Origin of the sequence: Herbidospora daliensis, assembly GCF_001570585.1 — a bacterium.
GTDB lineage: Bacteria > Actinomycetota > Actinomycetes > Streptosporangiales > Streptosporangiaceae > Herbidospora > Herbidospora daliensis.
On the sequence record NZ_BBXF01000003.1, the window covers coordinates 82,257 to 97,186 of the forward strand.

Sequence of the window (14,930 nt, forward strand, 5' to 3'; positions counted from 1 at the left end):
ACGTACGACGTGGCGGCCTTTCGGCGTTCCCGAGCCAGTCGGCCAGCGCCGTGAGCAGCGAGACCCCAGCGCGGTCAGGCTGGGGCGGGGGCTGCTGCCCCTGCTGGAGGCCGCCAGCCGGCCGGTGGTCGTCAACGTCGCGGGCGTGGGGACCACCCTCGCCTGGGACGATCCGCAGCTCACCCGGGGCTACGGCCTGGTCAGGGCGCAACTGCAGGCCGGGCGGGCCAACGACCTGCTGGGGGTCGCGCACGCCGCCGAGCACGGGGAGAAGGTGCCCTACGTGCTCTATCACCCGGGATTCACCCGCAGCGGCGACGCGTCAGCGCGGCCCGTGGAGGAGTCGGTGGCGGCCGTACACGACTTCATCGACGATCCGCCGAAGGCGCCGCTGACCGCCGTCGACCGGGGAAGGCGGCTGCCGCTCACGCTGAGGACCCTGGACGCGGGCGACGCCGCGCGCCTGGCCGCGATCACCGCGGGCATCAGGGCATGAAGAAAGGGTGCCCCGAGTGGGATTCGAACCCACACTTGATGGATTTTGAGGCCATTGACTCTGCCGTTGGTCTATCGGGGCGTGCGTGGGACCAATCTAGCGGACGTCGGTAACCTCTTGTGCGTGAGTGGAACGCAGCGGCGAGTGGTGATCGCGGAAGACGAGGCCCTGATTCGCCTCGACCTGAAGGAGATGCTGGAAGAAGACGGTTACGCCGTCGTCGGCGAGGCCGGTGACGGCGAGACGGCGGTCAAGCTCGCCACCGAGCTCCGGCCGGATCTGGTGATCCTCGATGTGAAGATGCCCGTCCTCGACGGCATCTCGGCCGCCGAGCAGATCGTGTCGGAGCGCATCGCGCCCTGCCTGATCTTGACGGCGTTCTCGCAGCGCGACCTGGTCGAGCGGGCCAGAGACGCCGGGGCGATGGCCTACCTGGTCAAGCCGTTCACCAAGGGCGACCTGGTGCCGGCCATCGAGATGGCGGTCAGCCGCCACGAGGAGATCGCGGCCCTGGAGAAGGAGGTCACCACCCTCTCCGACCGGCTGGAGACCCGCAAGCTGGTCGAGCGGGCGAAGGGCCTGCTCATGGCCCAGCACGGGTGGTCGGAGCCGCAGGCCTTCCGGTGGATCCAGAAGGCCTCGATGGACCGTCGTCTCAGCATGCGGCAGGTCGCCCAGATCGTCGTCACGGAGGCCGCCGGGCCGCCCGACAAGTCGGCCTGACCGGCGCAGGATCCCTCCGGCTCGCGACCCCGCAGGTCAGGGCCGGAGGGCGAAGTGTGTTGAGGAGTTATTACGACTCCGCATCCAAGTGTCCACAGTTCAGACGCATTCCTGGCAAGGCGTCTGCGAGTTATGTACGTTTCCAGCATTCGAACGGGACGGTGACCTGGTTAAGCCCGGCGTTCCGTTGCATGGATGAAGGAGACACTTCATGATCCGCATTGCCCCCATGGGGCGGGTGCTGGCAGTCGCCGCGGCCGCCAGCCTTGCCCTGACCGCCTGTGGTGGTGGCGAGGAGACGGCAGCGCCGGCCACCTCGGCGCCGGCCTCGACCGCCGCCGCTCCCGCCACGACGGCGGCGACCGCGGGCGACGGTACCCTCACCATCGGCTCGATCCTGCCTCAGACTGGTGACCTGGCCTTCCTCGGCCCGCCGGAGTTCGCCGGCGTCGACCTGGCCGTGGAAGAGATCAACGCCGCCGGTGGTGTCCTCGGCAAGCCGGTGACCAAGATCCACGCCGACTCCGGTGACGCGAAGACGGACATCGCCTCGCAGTCCGTCGACAACCTGCTGCAGCAGAAGGCCGACGCGATCATCGGTGCGGCTTCGTCGGGTGTGTCCCTCACCGTTATCGACAAGATCGTCAACGCCGGTGTGGTCCAGTTCTCGCCCGCGAACACCTCGCCGGAGTTCACGTCGTACAACGACAAGGGCTTCTACTTCCGGACCGCCCCGTCTGACGTGCTCCAGGGCCGTGTGCTCGGCGACCTGATGATCCAGGACGGCGGCGAGAACATCGCCATCATGAACCGCCAGGACTCCTACGGCACCGGCCTCGCGGCCGAGGTCAAGAAGTCCGTCGAGGGCGGCGGCGGCACCATCGCCGGCGAGGTCGCCTACGACCCGGCCGCTCCCGACTTCTCGGCCGACGTCGCGAAGATCAAGGAAGCCAAGCCCGACGCGATCGCGCTGATCTCGTTCGACGAGACCAAGAAGCTCATCCCCGAGCTCGAGAAGCAGGGTCTCGGCCCCGACAAGGTCAAGATCTACTTCGTCGACGGCAACCTGGCCGACTACTCGGCCGACTTCCCCGAGGGCCTGCTCGAGGGCGTCAAGGGCACCCTGCCCGGCGCGGCCTCCGAGGGCAAGTTCAAGGAGAACCTGCTCAAGACCAACCCCGACCTCAAGGACTTCAGCTACGCCCCCGAGTCCTACGACGCCACCATGCTGATCGCCCTGGCGGCGGAGGCCGGCAAGGACGACTCGGGCACCGGCATCTCGAAGAACCTGGTCGCGGTCAGCAAGGGCGGCACCAAGTGCACCGAGTACAAGGCCTGCCTCGACCTGCTGAAGGCCGGCACTGACATCGACTACGACGGCGTCAGCGGCCCGGTGGAGTTCTCCGACGCGGGCGACCCGTCGGAGGCCACGATCGGCATCTACAAGTACGGCAAGGACAACAAGTACACCAACGAGACCTACCTCGCCGGTAAGGTCGACGGCTGATCTTCCCCCGCTCAGCCTGAAGTGACCGAGGCCCCCGCCGTTCGAGAGAACGGCGGGGGCCTCAGCCCGTTTTGAGGGGTTTGTGCCCCGGTTTTGGGGTCGTTCCTCCGGGTGGTCGGTCGCCGGCCGTCAGGAGGGCTCTCAGGGGCGCTGATGCTATGTCACATCGTGTCTACGAACACGCGTCCTCGATCGCCGTGGCCGCCGCCCGCCACTCCTTCAGCGCCGCCACCGCCTCCGCGTGCGGGGTCGCGGCGGGGGCGAGCACCCGGATCGTGCGCTTCAGGGTCGCCGTGTGCTCGGCGAGCCCGGCCGGGAGCTTCTCGCCGTAGCTCAGGATCACGCCCTCGACGTAGGCGATCCGGCCGCGCACGCCCTCGCCGAACTGCTGCGACTCCTCCTGCCCGGCCGGCTCCAGCACGTGCTCGGCGAAGCCGAGCGCCGAGACCACCCGGTCACACGGGTCGTCGGCGGGGTCGGCCCCCGTGACGTACAGGTCGGTGGACCCGCAGGCGGCGAGCAACCCGAGGGCGGCGAGGGAGAGCAGACGGGTGGGCGCCATGAGAGACCCCTTTCCGGTACGGAAGCGGAAAAGGCCACCGGGACGACCCGGTGGCCTTTTCGAGGAAGGGAGGACGTCAGGCGCGGGCCAGCGTCCCCAGGTAGAGCTCGATGACCTTCGGGTCCTTGATGAGGTCCTTGCCGGACGCCGTGTAGGCGTTGCGCCCCTGGTCCAGGACGTAGCCGCGGTCACAGATCTGCAGGCAGCGGCGCGCGTTCTGCTCGACCATGATCACGGTCACCCCGGCCCGGTTGATCTGCTGGGCCTGGATGAACACCAGGTCCTGCAGCTTGGGCGACAGACCGGCGGAGGGCTCGTCGAGCAGCAGGACCGACGGCTCGGTCATGAGGGCGCGCCCCATGGCCACCATCTGCCGCTCGCCGCCCGACAGGGAGCCCGCCCGCTGCTTGCGCCGGTCCTTGAGGGCCGGGAAGATCTCGCAGACGAACTCGAAGCGCTCCTTGAACTTCTTGGGCACCTGGAAGGCGCCCATTTCGAGGTTCTCCTCGACGGTCAGCGACGGGAACACGTTGTTGGTCTGCGGCACGAAGCCGACCCCGCGCTCCACGAGCGCGTGGGCCTTCAGGCCGGTGATGTTCTCGCCCTTGAGGGTGATCGAGCCGGTCCGCACCTCGACGAGGCCGAACAGCGACTTGAGCAGGGTCGACTTGCCGGCGCCATTGGGGCCGATGATGCCGATCAGCTCGCCCTCGTTCACGTAGAGGTCGGCGCCGTTGAGGATGTTCACGCCCGGCAGGTAGCCGGCGAACAGCTCGTCGCAGCGCAGCAGGGCGTTCCCGGCGGCGGCCACGTGCGCGGAGCGGTCGACGATCACGTTCGGGTCGGCGGCGCTCATTCCGTGCTCTCCTTGTCGAGTTCGGCCTCGGCCTCGTGGAGCTGCCGCTCCTCCTCCTCGGCCGAGAGCGGGGCGTCGTGGTGGGCGCCGAGATAGGCGTCCACGACCCGCTCGTCCGACATGACGCTGTCGGGCGGACCCTCGGCGATCACCTCGCCCTGGGCCATCACGATGACCCAGTCGGAGATGTCGCGGACCATGTCCATGTCGTGCTCGACGAACAGGACGGTCATCCCGAGCTCGCGCAGGTTCTTCACGTGGCCGAGCAGCGACTGCGTCAGGGCCGGGTTCACACCCGCCATCGGCTCGTCGAGCATGACCAGCTCGGGGTTGCCCATGAGGGCGCGGGCCATCTCCAGCAGCTTGCGCTGGCCGCCCGAGAGGCTGCCGGCGAAGTCGTCGCGCTTGGCGTCGAGCTTGAAGCGCTCGAGGAGGTCCTCCGCCTTGGCGGTGATCTCGTCCTCCTGGCCGCGCCACAGACCCGGGATGAGGCCGCGGAAGAAGTTCTCGCCCTTCTGCGACTGGGCGCCCAGGCGCATGTTCTCGATCACCGTGAGCTTCGAGAGCGCCTTGGTGAGCTGGAACGTGCGGACCATGCCCTGGCGGGCGACCTTGTAGGCCGAGACGCCGTTCATGTTCCGGCCGTTGAAGGTCCACTGGCCCTCGTCGGCGGTGTCGAAGCCGGTGAGCTGGTTGAAGAACGTCGTCTTGCCGGCGCCGTTGGGGCCGATCAGGGCGGTGATGCTGCCCCGCTGGATCTCCACGTGGTTGACGTTCACCGCGGTCAGACCGCCGAAGCGGCGCACCACGTTGTCGACCACCAGGATCGGGTCGGGCTTGGGGACCCCGGGTTCGGCGGCCATGCCCTCGAACGACTTGAGGGCCGCCGCCTTGCCGGCCGGGAGCGATTCAGCGTGCATCGAGTGAGATCTCCCTCTTGTCCCCGAAGATGCCCTGCGGCCGGTAGATCAGCAGCAGCATGAGACCGAGTCCGACGAGCATCAGGCGGATCGCGCCGACCTGGTTGACCGTGATGAAGGTGATCGCGCCGCTGTTGACGGCATTCTCGAGTCCGGTGCCGATGAAGATGAGCAGCAGCCAGAACACCATCGAACCGACGACCGGGCCCAGGATGCGGGCCGCGCCACCGAGGATCAGCACGGTGTACGCGTAGAACGTCAGGTCGGTCGAGTACAGGTCGGGCTGCACGGCCGACCGGCTCAGGGCGAAGATGAAACCGCCCATCGAACCGATGACGCCGCCGATGACCAGCGCCTGCATCTTGTACGAGAACACGTTCTTGCCGAGGCTGCGCACGGCGTCCTCGTCCTCGCGGATCGCCTTGAGGACCCGGCCCCACGGGCTCTTCATCGCCATGAACAGGATGAACGACGCGACGGCGACCAGCGCCCAGCCGACCGTCAGCACCCACATCGACCGGTTGTCGAAGCCGATGATCGGGGGGATCCCGTACTCACCGGGGGGATACGGGTTCATGTCGTAGAACGAACCCGAGAAGGCCTGGAGGCCGTCGGTGCCGCCGAAGGTGTCCGACAGCGCGACCGACCGCACGACGAGACGGATGATCTCCGCCGCCGCGATGGTGACGATGGCCAGGTAGTCGGCCCGCAACCGCAGGGTCGGGATGCCCAGCAGCAGGGCCATCACGACGGCCAGCAGCAGGCCGATGCCGACGCCCAGGAAGAAGGGCAGGCCGAAGGTGGCGACGGTCACCGCGATGGCGTACGCGCCGATGGCCAGGAAGCCCGCCTGGCCGAAGTTGAGCAGGCCGGTGTAGCCGAACTGCACGTTGAGGCCGATCGCCGCGAGGGCGTAGATGATCGCCTCGGAGCCGATGCCCGCTTCCACGGCCCGGCTGAAGATGAGTGTCCAGTCCATGTGTGCCTCCTAGCCGATCCGCTCGCGACGGCCGAGGATGCCCTGCGGCCGGACCATGAGCACGATGATCAGCACGACCAGCGCGCCGATGGTCTTCATCTCCGGCGGGATCCACAACGTGGAGACCTGGACGAACATGCCGACGACCAGCGAGCCGACGAGGGCGCCGAACGCGGTGCCCAGGCCGCCGAGGGTCACGCCGGCGAACATCAGGAGCAGGATCTGCTGGCCCATCTGGAAGTTCAGGTTCTGGGTGGTGCCGAGCAGGATGCCCGCCAGCGCCGCGATGCAGGTGCCGGCCGCCCACACGAGCCGGATGACCCGGTCGACGTTGATGCCCGAAGAGGAGGCCAGCGCCGGGTTGTCGGCGACCGCGCGGGTCGCCTTGCCCAGCCGGGTGTACGTCAGCGCGAGGCCCACCGCGATCAGCACCACGATCTCGATGCCCATGGCGACGAGGCTCTTGGGCGTGGCCGAGATCGGGCCGATCTGGATGCCGGCCTGGGCGACGTACTGGTCGTAGGACTCGCCGCCGCCGCCGAACAGGAACAGCAGCAGGGCCCGCAGGAACAGGGCCAGGCCGATCGAGATGATCATCATGGAGATCAGGCCGGTCTTGCGGCGCCGCAACTGGCCCCAGAAGAAGCGGTCCTGTCCCCATCCGAGTCCCGCCGCGACCACCAGCGCCAGGGGCGCGGCGATCAGCAGGTGCAGGCCGAGTGTGGTGTTGAAGAAGAACGCGAGGAAGGCGCCGATGGTCAGCAGCTCACCATGGGCGAAGTTGGTCAGTCCGGTCGTACCGAAGATCAGGGACAGACCGACCGCGCCGAGCGCGATGATCAGGCCGAGGTTCAATCCTTCGAAGACGAGCTGAGCGACACGGGCCCAGTAGGAGCTCCCGCCGCCGTCGTCCTGCCCCGCGGGCGGGGCGTTCGCGTCAACCAATCCGAACAGCACATTACGGGCGTTGCCCTCGAAAACCTGGACGGTCAGCGTCCCACGGTTGGGGTCTCGCAGCGCTTTCCCTGCGGGGAGGGTGGCCTGGTCCAGCGTGACCTTGTAGGAACCGGCCTTGTCGACGGCGACCGTCCAGGTGCCGTCCTTCCCGGTCGTGGCCTCTCCGACGGGCGCGTCAGCGTCGGTCGCCACTTTGATTTTCACGCCTTCTACAGGCTGGCCTTGGATTCTGAGTGTGCCTTTGACTTCTTCGCCTTCGGCCGCCCACGCTGTGGACGCTCCGGCCAAGAAGACGAAGATGAGTCCACCCATGAAGGCCGTGAACGCGATCACGGCTCTGCGCAATGGTGCTCCTCGTAGGTCATGACGGGGTTGTGCCTCGCCATCCCGAACACGGGACACCGCGATAGGTCCACGGTGTAATGGCCGGAGCATAGAGCCGAACGCCCGTTTACGGACAGTTCGTCACCAATCGGTGACCTGGCTGTGTCGCATGCGTATCGCATCGTCCCCGCAGGTGGGGGTAGCCGGCGGGGGAATATAGGGAGGGCCCGTGGCCGGCCTTTGGGGCCGTGCAGAGCTTCCCCGGCGCTGCACGTTGTCTACTCAGCCCGCCACGGGCCCCTCAATCACAAGACAGTAGCGACAGCGGTGCCTCCTGTGCAGCCTGATGCCGCTTTGTGATGCGCGGGCGTCACAACCCGGCTTGATCGCGAAGCATGCAGGTCAGCCGCGAGGTGCAGACCCTCCGGCCCTCGTCGTCGACCACCTCGATCTGGTACGTCGCCAGCGTGCGCCCCCGGTGCAGGGGGACGGCGGTGCCGGTGACGTGACCCGACCTGGCCGACCGGTGGTGGGTCGCGCTGATCTCGATGCCGACGGCGGCCCGGCCCTCGCCGGCGTGGAACATCGCCGCGATCGAGCCGACCGTCTCGGCCAGCGCCACCGAGGCCCCGCCGTGCAACAGGCCGTACGGCTGGGTGTTCCCCTCGACCGGCATCCGGGCGACCACCTTCTCCTCGGTCACCTCGAGGAACTCGATGCCCATCCGGTCGGGCAGATGGCCCGTCCCTGCGGCGTTCATCAGCGCGACGAGCTCTTGGGTCAAGGCTCTTCCTTTCCGGGTGGTTCTGTCGTAGGGGGAGACTAGGCTCTGAGCGTGCCGAAGACCGAAGAGACCCCCCGCTTGCTGCTGCTGGACGGCCATTCGCTGGCCTACCGGGCGTTCTACGCGCTGAAGGACGCCAACCTCATGACGACCGACGGCCAGCACACCGAGGCGGTCTACGGCTTCCTGTCGATGCTGACCAACATCATGCGCGACGAGGCCCCCAGCCACCTGGTGGTCTGCTTCGACCGCAGCGAGCCGACCTTCCGGCACGAGGCCTACGCCGACTACAAGGCCAACCGGTCGGAGACGCCCGAAGACTTCCGCGGCCAGATGCTGCTGATCCACGAGCTCCTCGACACCCTCAAGGTGCCCCACCTGTCGCTGGCGGGCTTCGAGGCCGACGACCTGATCGCCACCCTGGCCACCCGCGCCTCCGCCGAGGGCATGGACGTGCTGATCGTCACCGGCGACCGCGACGCGCTCCAGCTCGTCGACCCGAAGGTCACCGTCCTGATGACCCGCCGGGGCATCAGCGACATGACCCGCTTCACCCCCGAGGCCGTCGTCGAGAAGTACGGCCTGACGCCGAACCAGTATCCCGACTTCGCCGCGCTGCGCGGCGACCCCAGCGACAACCTGCCGTCGATCCCCAGCGTGGGGGAGAAGACCGCGACCAAGTGGATCAGCGAGTTCGGCTCGCTCGACGAACTGGTGCGCCGGGCCGACGAGGTCAAGGGCAAGGTCGGCGACAAGCTGCGCGAGCACCTCGGCCAGGTCATCCACAACCGCATGCTCACCGAGCTGCGCCGCGACGTCGCGATCGACGTCGAGCCGGCCGGCCTGACCATGGGCCAGTGGGACCGCGAGGAGATCAACAAGCTGCTCGACAGCCTCCAGATCCGGGGCGAGCTGCGCGAGCGCCTGTTCAAGGTGCTCGGCACCGCCGAGCCCGAGGTCCAGGGCGGCTTCGAGGCCGACATCGTCACCCTGGAGCCCGGCGGCGTGGCCGCCTGGCTCGGCGCCCTGCCTTCGGGCCGCACCGGCCTGGCCTTCGCCGGGTCGTGGGGCAGCGGCACCGGCCGCATCGACGCCATGGCCTTCGCGGCGGCCGGCGGCTCGGCCGCCTACCTCGACCTCACCCGGCTGACCGCCGACGACGAGGCCGACCTGGCCGCCTGGCTGGCCGACGAGACGATCGAGAAGGCCGTCCACGACAGCAAGGGCCCGCTGCTCGGCCTGTGGGCCCAGGGCCTCGACCTGCGCGGCCTCACCTGCGACACCGCCCTGGCCGCCTACCTGGCGATGCCCGGCCAGCGCTCCTTCCCGCTCGACGACCTGGTGCTGCGCTACCTCCACCGCACTCTGGAGAACACCGCCGACGCCGGCGGCCAGACCAGCCTGTTCGACGACGCCGACGACACCGTGGCCCGCGACCTGGCGATGAGGGCCGTGGCCGTGCTCGACCTGGCCGAGGCGCTCGAAGGCCACCTGTCGCAGCGCGGCGGCGCCCGCCTGGTGACCGAGGTCGAGCTGCCGCTGGTCCGGGTGCTGGCCGAGGTCGAACGGGCCGGCATCGCCGCCGACGCCGAATACCTCGCCGCGCTGGAGGCCGAGTTCGCCGCTGCCGTGAAGATGGCCGTCGACGCCGCCCACGCGGCCGTGGGGGAGCAGTTCAACCTCGGCTCGCCCAAGCAGCTCCAGGAGATCTTCTTCGAGCGGCTCAACCTGCCGAAGACCAAGAAGATCAAGACCGGCTACAGCACCGACGCCGACCAGCTCGCCTGGCTCGCCACCCAGACCGAGCACGAGCTGCCCACGATCATGCTCCGCCACCGCGACCAGCAGAAGCTGCGCACCACGGTCGAGGGCCTGATCAAGGAGGTCGCCGACGACGGCCGCATCCACACCACGTTCAACCAGATCATCGCCGCGACCGGCCGCCTGTCGTCGGAGAAGCCGAACCTGCAGAACATCCCGATCCGCACCGCCGAGGGCCGCCGCATCCGCAAGGGCTTCGTGGTCGGCCCCGGCTACGAGACCCTGCTGACGGCCGACTACAGCCAGATCGAGCTGCGCATCATGGCCCACCTGAGCGGCGACCGCTCGCTCATCGAGGCCTTCGGCTCGGGCCACGACTTCCACGCCGCCACCGCCGCCAAGGTCTTCGACACCACGCCCGAGTCGGTCACGGGCGAGATGCGCGCCAAGATCAAGGCGATGAACTACGGCCTGGCCTACGGCCTGAGCGACTTCGGCCTCTCGGGCCAGCTCAACATCCCGGTGGCCGAGGCCCGCGCGCTGAAAGAGGAGTACTTCGAGGAGTTCGGCGGCATCCGCGACTTCCTCAACGCCATCGTCGCCCAGGCCCGCACCGACGGCTACACCTCCACCATCATGGGCCGCCGCCGCTACCTGCCCGACCTGACCAGCGACAACCGCCAGCGCCGCGAGATGGCCGAGCGCATGGCCCTCAACGCCCCCATCCAGGGCAGCGCGGCCGACATCATCAAGGTCGCCATGCTCAACGTCCAGCGGGCGATCGCCGGCATGCGCTCCCGCATGCTCCTCCAGGTCCACGACGAACTCGTCTTCGAGGTCCACCCCGGCGAACTCGACGACCTCCGCCAGGTGGTCGTCAAGGAGATGGCCGCCGCCTACGACCTGACCGTGCCCCTCGACGTCTCGGTGGGCGTCGGCCCCAACTGGGAGGACGCGGGCCACTGAGAACTTCTCCTTCCGTTACGCCTCCGCCCGGCCGGCCCCGACCACCGCGCCCGGTCCGAGACGGTCTTTGTCGGGTTTTCGCCTCCTTCTGGAACGTGATCACGACTAGGGTCAGATGATTGTGCGGAAGGTTGTCTCCCTGACCGGTGTGGCCAACGTCGTGGTGGTCACGCTCGGGCTGATCGCGCTCTCGCTCATGCGCGGGCCGGCCTCCCCGCCCCGCGGCGGGGTGCCCCACACCGAGGCCCAGAAGAAGCCCGAGCAGAGTCAGCAGGCCCCGCCCCAGCCCGTGTTACCCGGCTTCGCCTTACCCGCCCCCGTCGAGGCGACCGAGGAGTCGGCCCGGGAGGCGAAGGCCAACGAGGTCGGGCTGGTGCCGGTGCTCATGTACCACCGCATCCGGTGGGACCGCAGCGCGTCCATCGACCGCACCCCCAAGCAGTTACGCGTCGAGCTCGAACGCCTCGCGCGGGCCGGCTACGTGCCCGTCACGGCGGCCGAGTTCGTCGAGGGCCGCATGGACGTCGCCGCCGGGGCCCATCCGGTCGTGCTCACCTTCGACGACGGCAACCCCAGCCACTTCGCCCTCGGCGACGACGGCGTGCCGATGAAGGACACCGCCGTCCAGATCATCCTCGCGGTGGCCGAGAAGTACCCCTCGTTCCGCCCCGTCGCCACCTTCTACGTCAACCGCGAGCCCTTCGGCCTCAAGGGCAGGGACGCCCAGAAGGCGGGCGTGCGGTGGCTGATGGACCACGGCTTCGAGGTCGCCAACCACACCTACGCCCACAAAGACCTGCGCAGCCTGTCGAACAAGAAGGTCAGCGAGCAGATCGTGCGCGGCGAGCGGCTGCTCAGGCAACTGGGAGTGGAAGATTTCTCCACGTTCGCCCTACCGTTCGGCTCGCGCCCGAGAAAGGGCTCGCTGGGCCGGGGCGGGTCGTGGGACGGCGACAAGTACAGGTACGAGGGCGTGTTCCTGGCCGGGGCCGAGCCGTCCAAATCCCCCTTCGCCAAGGGCTACGACGCCCGGCAGATCCAGCGCATCCAGTCGAACGGGCTGGCCGGCGACTGCCGCAAATGGTGCTCGACCTACTGGCTCAAGTGGCTCGACGACCACCCCGAGCAGCGCTACACGGCCGACGGAGACCCGGACACCCTTTCGCTGCCCCGCCAACTTCGCGCCAATGTTGCGTCAAAGCGTGGCAAAAAGGTTATCTACTATTAAGCTGCGTCCCGGGCCTCCGGATTGACCCCGCTCGCCAGGTCTCATATGCTGATCGCTGCGCTGTGGGCTCGCGCGCGCCTCGAAGGGAGCGGGCTCGCGCTCGCTCAATCCTGATCCCCGGCTTGAACGAAGCAGGCCTGCTGCGCCTCGACACAACGACATCTGTCCGGTTCGGAGCAATTCCACACATGACGAGCAGCACTGAGGCCACCTCGAACACCCCGCAGGTAGCGGTCAACGACATCGGTTCCGAGGAGGCCTTCCTCGCCGCGATCGACGAGACCATCAAGTACTTCAACGATGGCGACATCGTCGAAGGCACCGTCGTCAAGGTCGATCGAGACGAGGTCTTGCTCGACATCGGCTACAAGACCGAGGGTGTCATCCCCTCGCGTGAGCTTTCGATCAAGCACGACGTCGACCCCGCTGAGGTCGTCGAGGTCGGCGAGCACGTCGAGGCCCTGGTTCTCCAGAAGGAGGACAAGGAAGGCCGTCTGATCCTGTCCAAGAAGCGCGCCCAGTACGAGCGCGCCTGGGGCACGATCGAGAAGATCAAGGACGAGGACGGCATCGTCACCGGCACGGTCATCGAAGTTGTCAAGGGTGGTCTCATCCTCGACATCGGCCTGCGTGGCTTCCTCCCGGCGTCCCTGGTCGAGATGCGCCGCGTGCGCGACCTGCAGCCCTACGTCGGCCGTGAACTCGAGGCCAAGATCATAGAGCTCGACAAGAACCGCAACAACGTGGTTCTGTCGCGCCGTGCCTGGCTGGAGCAGACCCAGTCCGAGGTCCGCCAGACCTTCCTCAACACCCTCCAGAAGGGCCAGGTCCGCAAGGGCGTCGTGTCCTCGATCGTCAACTTCGGCGCCTTCGTCGACCTTGGCGGCGTCGACGGTCTGGTCCACGTCTCCGAGCTTTCCTGGAAGCACATCGACCACCCCTCCGAGGTCGTCGAGGTCGGCCAGGAGGTCACGGTCGAGGTCCTCGACGTCGACATGGAGCGCGAGCGCGTCTCCCTGTCGCTCAAGGCGACCCAGGAAGACCCGTGGCAGCAGTTCGCCCGCACCCACCAGATCGGCCAGGTCGTTCCCGGCCGGGTCACCAAGCTGGTGCCGTTCGGTGCGTTCGTCCGGGTCGAGGAGGGCATCGAGGGCCTGGTCCACATCTCCGAGCTGGCCGAGCGCCACGTGGAGATCCCGGAGCAGGTCGTCCAGGTCGGCGACGAGATCTTCGTGAAGATCATCGACATCGACCTCGACCGTCGTCGGATCAGCCTGTCGCTCAAGCAGGCCAACGAGGGCGCCGGCGTCGACGTCGAATTCGACCCGACCCTCTACGGCATGGCCGCGACCTACGACGACCAGGGCAACTACATCTACCCCGAGGGCTTCGACGCCGAGACCGGCGAGTGGCTCGAGGGCTTCGACAAGCAGCGCGAGGAGTGGGAGCGGCAGTACGCCGAGGCCCAGTCGCGCTTCGAGGCGCACAAGAAGCAGGTCGAGCAGGCCCGCGCTGAAGACGCCGAGGCCAGCGAGGCCGCGCCGTCGTCCTACAGCGGCGAGACCCAGACGACCAGCCAGTCGACCGGTGGCGCCCTGGCCTCCGACGAGGCGCTGGCCGCTCTCCGCGAGAAGCTCGCGGGTGGCCAGAGCTAAGTAGCTCGACGAGAGCCCCGTCCACTCCGGTGGGCGGGGCTTTCTGTTGCGCTAATTTTGATCTACTTTGTAAAGGCGCCGGGCCGGGTAAGGTGGCGCGATGGTCATCATCGAGCGCGCCGAGCCCCTCGACGCCGGGGAGATCCTCACCCTCCAGCGCGCCGCCTACGTCAGCGAGGCCCAGCTCTACGGCGACCCCTTCATCGCCCCGCTGGTCGAGTCGCTGGAGCAGCTCCGCAAGGCCGTCGAGAGCGCCGTCCTGCTCAAGGCCGTCGACGGCGGCCGGGTGGTCGGCGCCGTGCGCGGCCTGGTCGCCGACGTGACCCCCGGCACCACCGCCGGCCGCGCCTGCGTCGTCGGCCGCCTCGTCGTGGCCCCCGACCGCCAGGGCGGCGGCATCGGCACCGCCCTCCTGGAGGCCCTCCACGAGCGGGTGCTCGCCGAGCACCCCGACGTGCGCGCCTTCGACCTGTTCACCGGCCACCTGTCCGACGCCAACCTGCGCCTCTACAAGCGCCTCGGGTACGCCGAGACGCGCCGCGAACGCGTGCAGGACCACCTGACGATGGTGCACATGCGACGGGTCGTCCAGCCGTGAAGATCGGGCTCACCGGCGGCATCGGGTCGGGCAAGAGCGAGGTCAGCCGGCGCCTGGGCGAACGCGGCGCGGTCGTCATCGACGCCGACAAGATCGCCCGCGAGGTGGTCGAGCCGGGCACCGAGGGCCTGGCCGAGGTCGTGGCGGCCTTCGGCGAGGGCGTGCTGCGGGCCGACGGCTCCCTCGACCGGGAGAAGCTCGGGTCGATCGTCTTCTCCGATTCCGGGAAGCTGGCTATCCTGAACGGCATCGTCCACCCGAAGGTGGGCGCGCGGGTCCAGGAGCTGCTCGACGACGTGCCGGCCGGGGGAGTGGTGGTCTACGACGTGCCGCTGCTCGCGGAGAACAAGCTGGCCCCCACCTTCGACCAGGTGATCGTCGTCGACACGGCCGACGAGGTCCGGATCAGGCGGCTGGCGGAGAACCGCGGCATGTCCGAGGCCGACGCCCGGGCCCGGATCGCGGCCCAGGCGACCCGGGAGGAACGACTGGCGGTCGCCGATTTCGTGATCGACAACAACGGCGGCCTCACGGAGCTCGACCGCCAGATCGACGAGGTCTGGGCCCGGTTGTCACCGGGCTGAACGGCTACCAGCCCATGTACAGCACGATCG

The 14,930-nt window shown here is 68.4% G+C and carries 14 protein-coding genes and 1 tRNA gene; 8 read left to right on the forward strand and 7 right to left on the reverse strand.

Annotated elements, in window-relative coordinates; translation table 11 throughout:
- Nucleotides 1-145: 145 nt before the first annotated feature.
- Nucleotides 146-496 carry a hypothetical protein gene (locus AW274_RS15780; protein WP_198169243.1) on the forward strand — a complete coding sequence of 117 codons (351 nt, stop codon included), beginning with the start codon at nucleotides 146-148 and terminating at the stop codon, nucleotides 494-496.
- An 8-nt stretch (nucleotides 497-504) separates the two neighbouring features.
- Here AW274_RS15780 and AW274_RS15785 read toward each other — a convergent pair.
- Nucleotides 505-577, reverse strand: a tRNA-Leu gene (locus AW274_RS15785).
- A gap of 36 nt (nucleotides 578-613) precedes the next feature.
- Between AW274_RS15785 and AW274_RS15790 the strand changes: the two genes are divergently transcribed.
- Together AW274_RS15790 and AW274_RS15795 are read left to right on the forward strand one after the other, a co-directional pair.
- Nucleotides 614-1,219: an ANTAR domain-containing response regulator gene (locus AW274_RS15790; protein WP_232320136.1), complete on the forward strand. Its 606-nt coding sequence runs from the start codon at nucleotides 614-616 to the stop codon at nucleotides 1,217-1,219.
- 211 nt (nucleotides 1,220-1,430) lie between these two features.
- Nucleotides 1,431-2,726: an ABC transporter substrate-binding protein gene (locus AW274_RS15795; RefSeq protein ID WP_062432235.1), complete on the forward strand. Its 1,296-nt coding sequence runs from the start codon at nucleotides 1,431-1,433 to the stop codon at nucleotides 2,724-2,726.
- A 172-nt stretch (nucleotides 2,727-2,898) separates the two neighbouring features.
- Here the strand turns inward: AW274_RS15795 and AW274_RS15800 are convergent, their stop codons facing one another.
- The 6 genes from AW274_RS15800 to AW274_RS15825 all read right to left on the reverse strand — a co-directional run bounded on the left by AW274_RS15800 (nucleotide 2,899) and on the right by AW274_RS15825 (nucleotide 8,084).
- Complete coding sequence (locus AW274_RS15800; RefSeq protein ID WP_062432237.1) at nucleotides 2,899-3,288, reverse strand: hypothetical protein; 390 nt, start codon at nucleotides 3,286-3,288, stop codon at nucleotides 2,899-2,901.
- A gap of 76 nt (nucleotides 3,289-3,364) precedes the next feature.
- On the reverse strand, nucleotides 3,365-4,144 hold the full coding sequence (locus AW274_RS15805; RefSeq protein WP_062432239.1) for an ABC transporter ATP-binding protein: 780 nt from the start codon (nucleotides 4,142-4,144) through the stop codon (nucleotides 3,365-3,367).
- Complete coding sequence (locus AW274_RS15810) at nucleotides 4,141-5,064, reverse strand: ABC transporter ATP-binding protein (RefSeq protein WP_062432242.1); 924 nt, start codon at nucleotides 5,062-5,064, stop codon at nucleotides 4,141-4,143. The genes AW274_RS15805 and AW274_RS15810 overlap by 4 nt, the downstream gene beginning before the upstream one ends.
- Complete coding sequence (locus tag AW274_RS15815; protein ID WP_062432245.1) at nucleotides 5,054-6,043, reverse strand: branched-chain amino acid ABC transporter permease; 990 nt, start codon at nucleotides 6,041-6,043, stop codon at nucleotides 5,054-5,056. Before AW274_RS15815 ends, AW274_RS15810 begins: the two co-directional genes overlap by 11 nt.
- Before the next feature lie 9 nt (nucleotides 6,044-6,052).
- The gene (locus AW274_RS15820) at nucleotides 6,053-7,204 is read right to left on the reverse strand and encodes a branched-chain amino acid ABC transporter permease (protein ID WP_232320137.1); all 1,152 of its coding nucleotides are present in this window, start codon (nucleotides 7,202-7,204) and stop codon (nucleotides 6,053-6,055) included.
- Between the two features lie 490 nt (nucleotides 7,205-7,694).
- On the reverse strand, nucleotides 7,695-8,084 hold the full coding sequence (locus AW274_RS15825; protein ID WP_198169304.1) for a PaaI family thioesterase: 390 nt from the start codon (nucleotides 8,082-8,084) through the stop codon (nucleotides 7,695-7,697).
- 75 nt (nucleotides 8,085-8,159) lie between these two features.
- On the opposite strand from AW274_RS15825, the gene polA reads away from it, so the two are divergent.
- The 5 genes from polA (at nucleotide 8,160) to coaE (ending at nucleotide 14,900) form a co-directional block, all read left to right on the forward strand.
- On the forward strand, nucleotides 8,160-10,835 hold the full coding sequence (polA, locus tag AW274_RS15830) for a DNA polymerase I (RefSeq protein ID WP_083974347.1): 2,676 nt from the start codon (nucleotides 8,160-8,162) through the stop codon (nucleotides 10,833-10,835).
- A gap of 115 nt (nucleotides 10,836-10,950) precedes the next feature.
- Nucleotides 10,951-12,063, forward strand: coding sequence for a polysaccharide deacetylase family protein (locus AW274_RS15835; RefSeq protein ID WP_062432255.1), 1,113 nt, complete (start codon nucleotides 10,951-10,953; stop codon nucleotides 12,061-12,063).
- 188 nt (nucleotides 12,064-12,251) lie between these two features.
- The gene (rpsA, locus tag AW274_RS15840) at nucleotides 12,252-13,718 is read left to right on the forward strand and encodes a 30S ribosomal protein S1 (RefSeq protein ID WP_062432258.1); all 1,467 of its coding nucleotides are present in this window, start codon (nucleotides 12,252-12,254) and stop codon (nucleotides 13,716-13,718) included.
- Between the two features lie 100 nt (nucleotides 13,719-13,818).
- Entirely contained in the window at nucleotides 13,819-14,316 is a 498-nt protein-coding gene (locus tag AW274_RS15845) for a GNAT family N-acetyltransferase (RefSeq protein ID WP_062432261.1), read from the forward strand.
- Between the two features lie 2 nt (nucleotides 14,317-14,318).
- On the forward strand, nucleotides 14,319-14,900 hold the full coding sequence (coaE, locus tag AW274_RS15850) for a dephospho-CoA kinase (RefSeq protein ID WP_062434509.1): 582 nt from the start codon (nucleotides 14,319-14,321) through the stop codon (nucleotides 14,898-14,900).
- Nucleotides 14,901-14,930: the final 30 nt, after the last annotated feature.

Excerpts from the sequence above, each read along its gene's own strand:
- AW274_RS15795 (WP_062432235.1), top strand. The coding sequence starts at position 1,431 with ATGATCCGCATTGCCCCCATGGGGCGGGTGCTGGCAGTCGCCGCGGCC.
- AW274_RS15800 (WP_062432237.1), bottom strand. The coding sequence starts at position 3,288 with ATGGCGCCCACCCGTCTGCTCTCCCTCGCCGCCCTCGGGTTGCTCGCC.
- AW274_RS15805 (WP_062432239.1), bottom strand. The coding sequence starts at position 4,144 with ATGAGCGCCGCCGACCCGAACGTGATCGTCGACCGCTCCGCGCACGTG.
- AW274_RS15810 (WP_062432242.1), bottom strand. The coding sequence starts at position 5,064 with ATGCACGCTGAATCGCTCCCGGCCGGCAAGGCGGCGGCCCTCAAGTCG.
- AW274_RS15815 (WP_062432245.1), bottom strand. The coding sequence starts at position 6,043 with ATGGACTGGACACTCATCTTCAGCCGGGCCGTGGAAGCGGGCATCGGC.
- AW274_RS15825 (WP_198169304.1), bottom strand. The coding sequence starts at position 8,084 with ATGAACGCCGCAGGGACGGGCCATCTGCCCGACCGGATGGGCATCGAG.
- AW274_RS15835 (WP_062432255.1), top strand. The coding sequence starts at position 10,951 with ATGATTGTGCGGAAGGTTGTCTCCCTGACCGGTGTGGCCAACGTCGTG.
- rpsA (WP_062432258.1), top strand. The coding sequence starts at position 12,252 with ATGACGAGCAGCACTGAGGCCACCTCGAACACCCCGCAGGTAGCGGTC.
- AW274_RS15845 (WP_062432261.1), top strand. The coding sequence starts at position 13,819 with ATGGTCATCATCGAGCGCGCCGAGCCCCTCGACGCCGGGGAGATCCTC.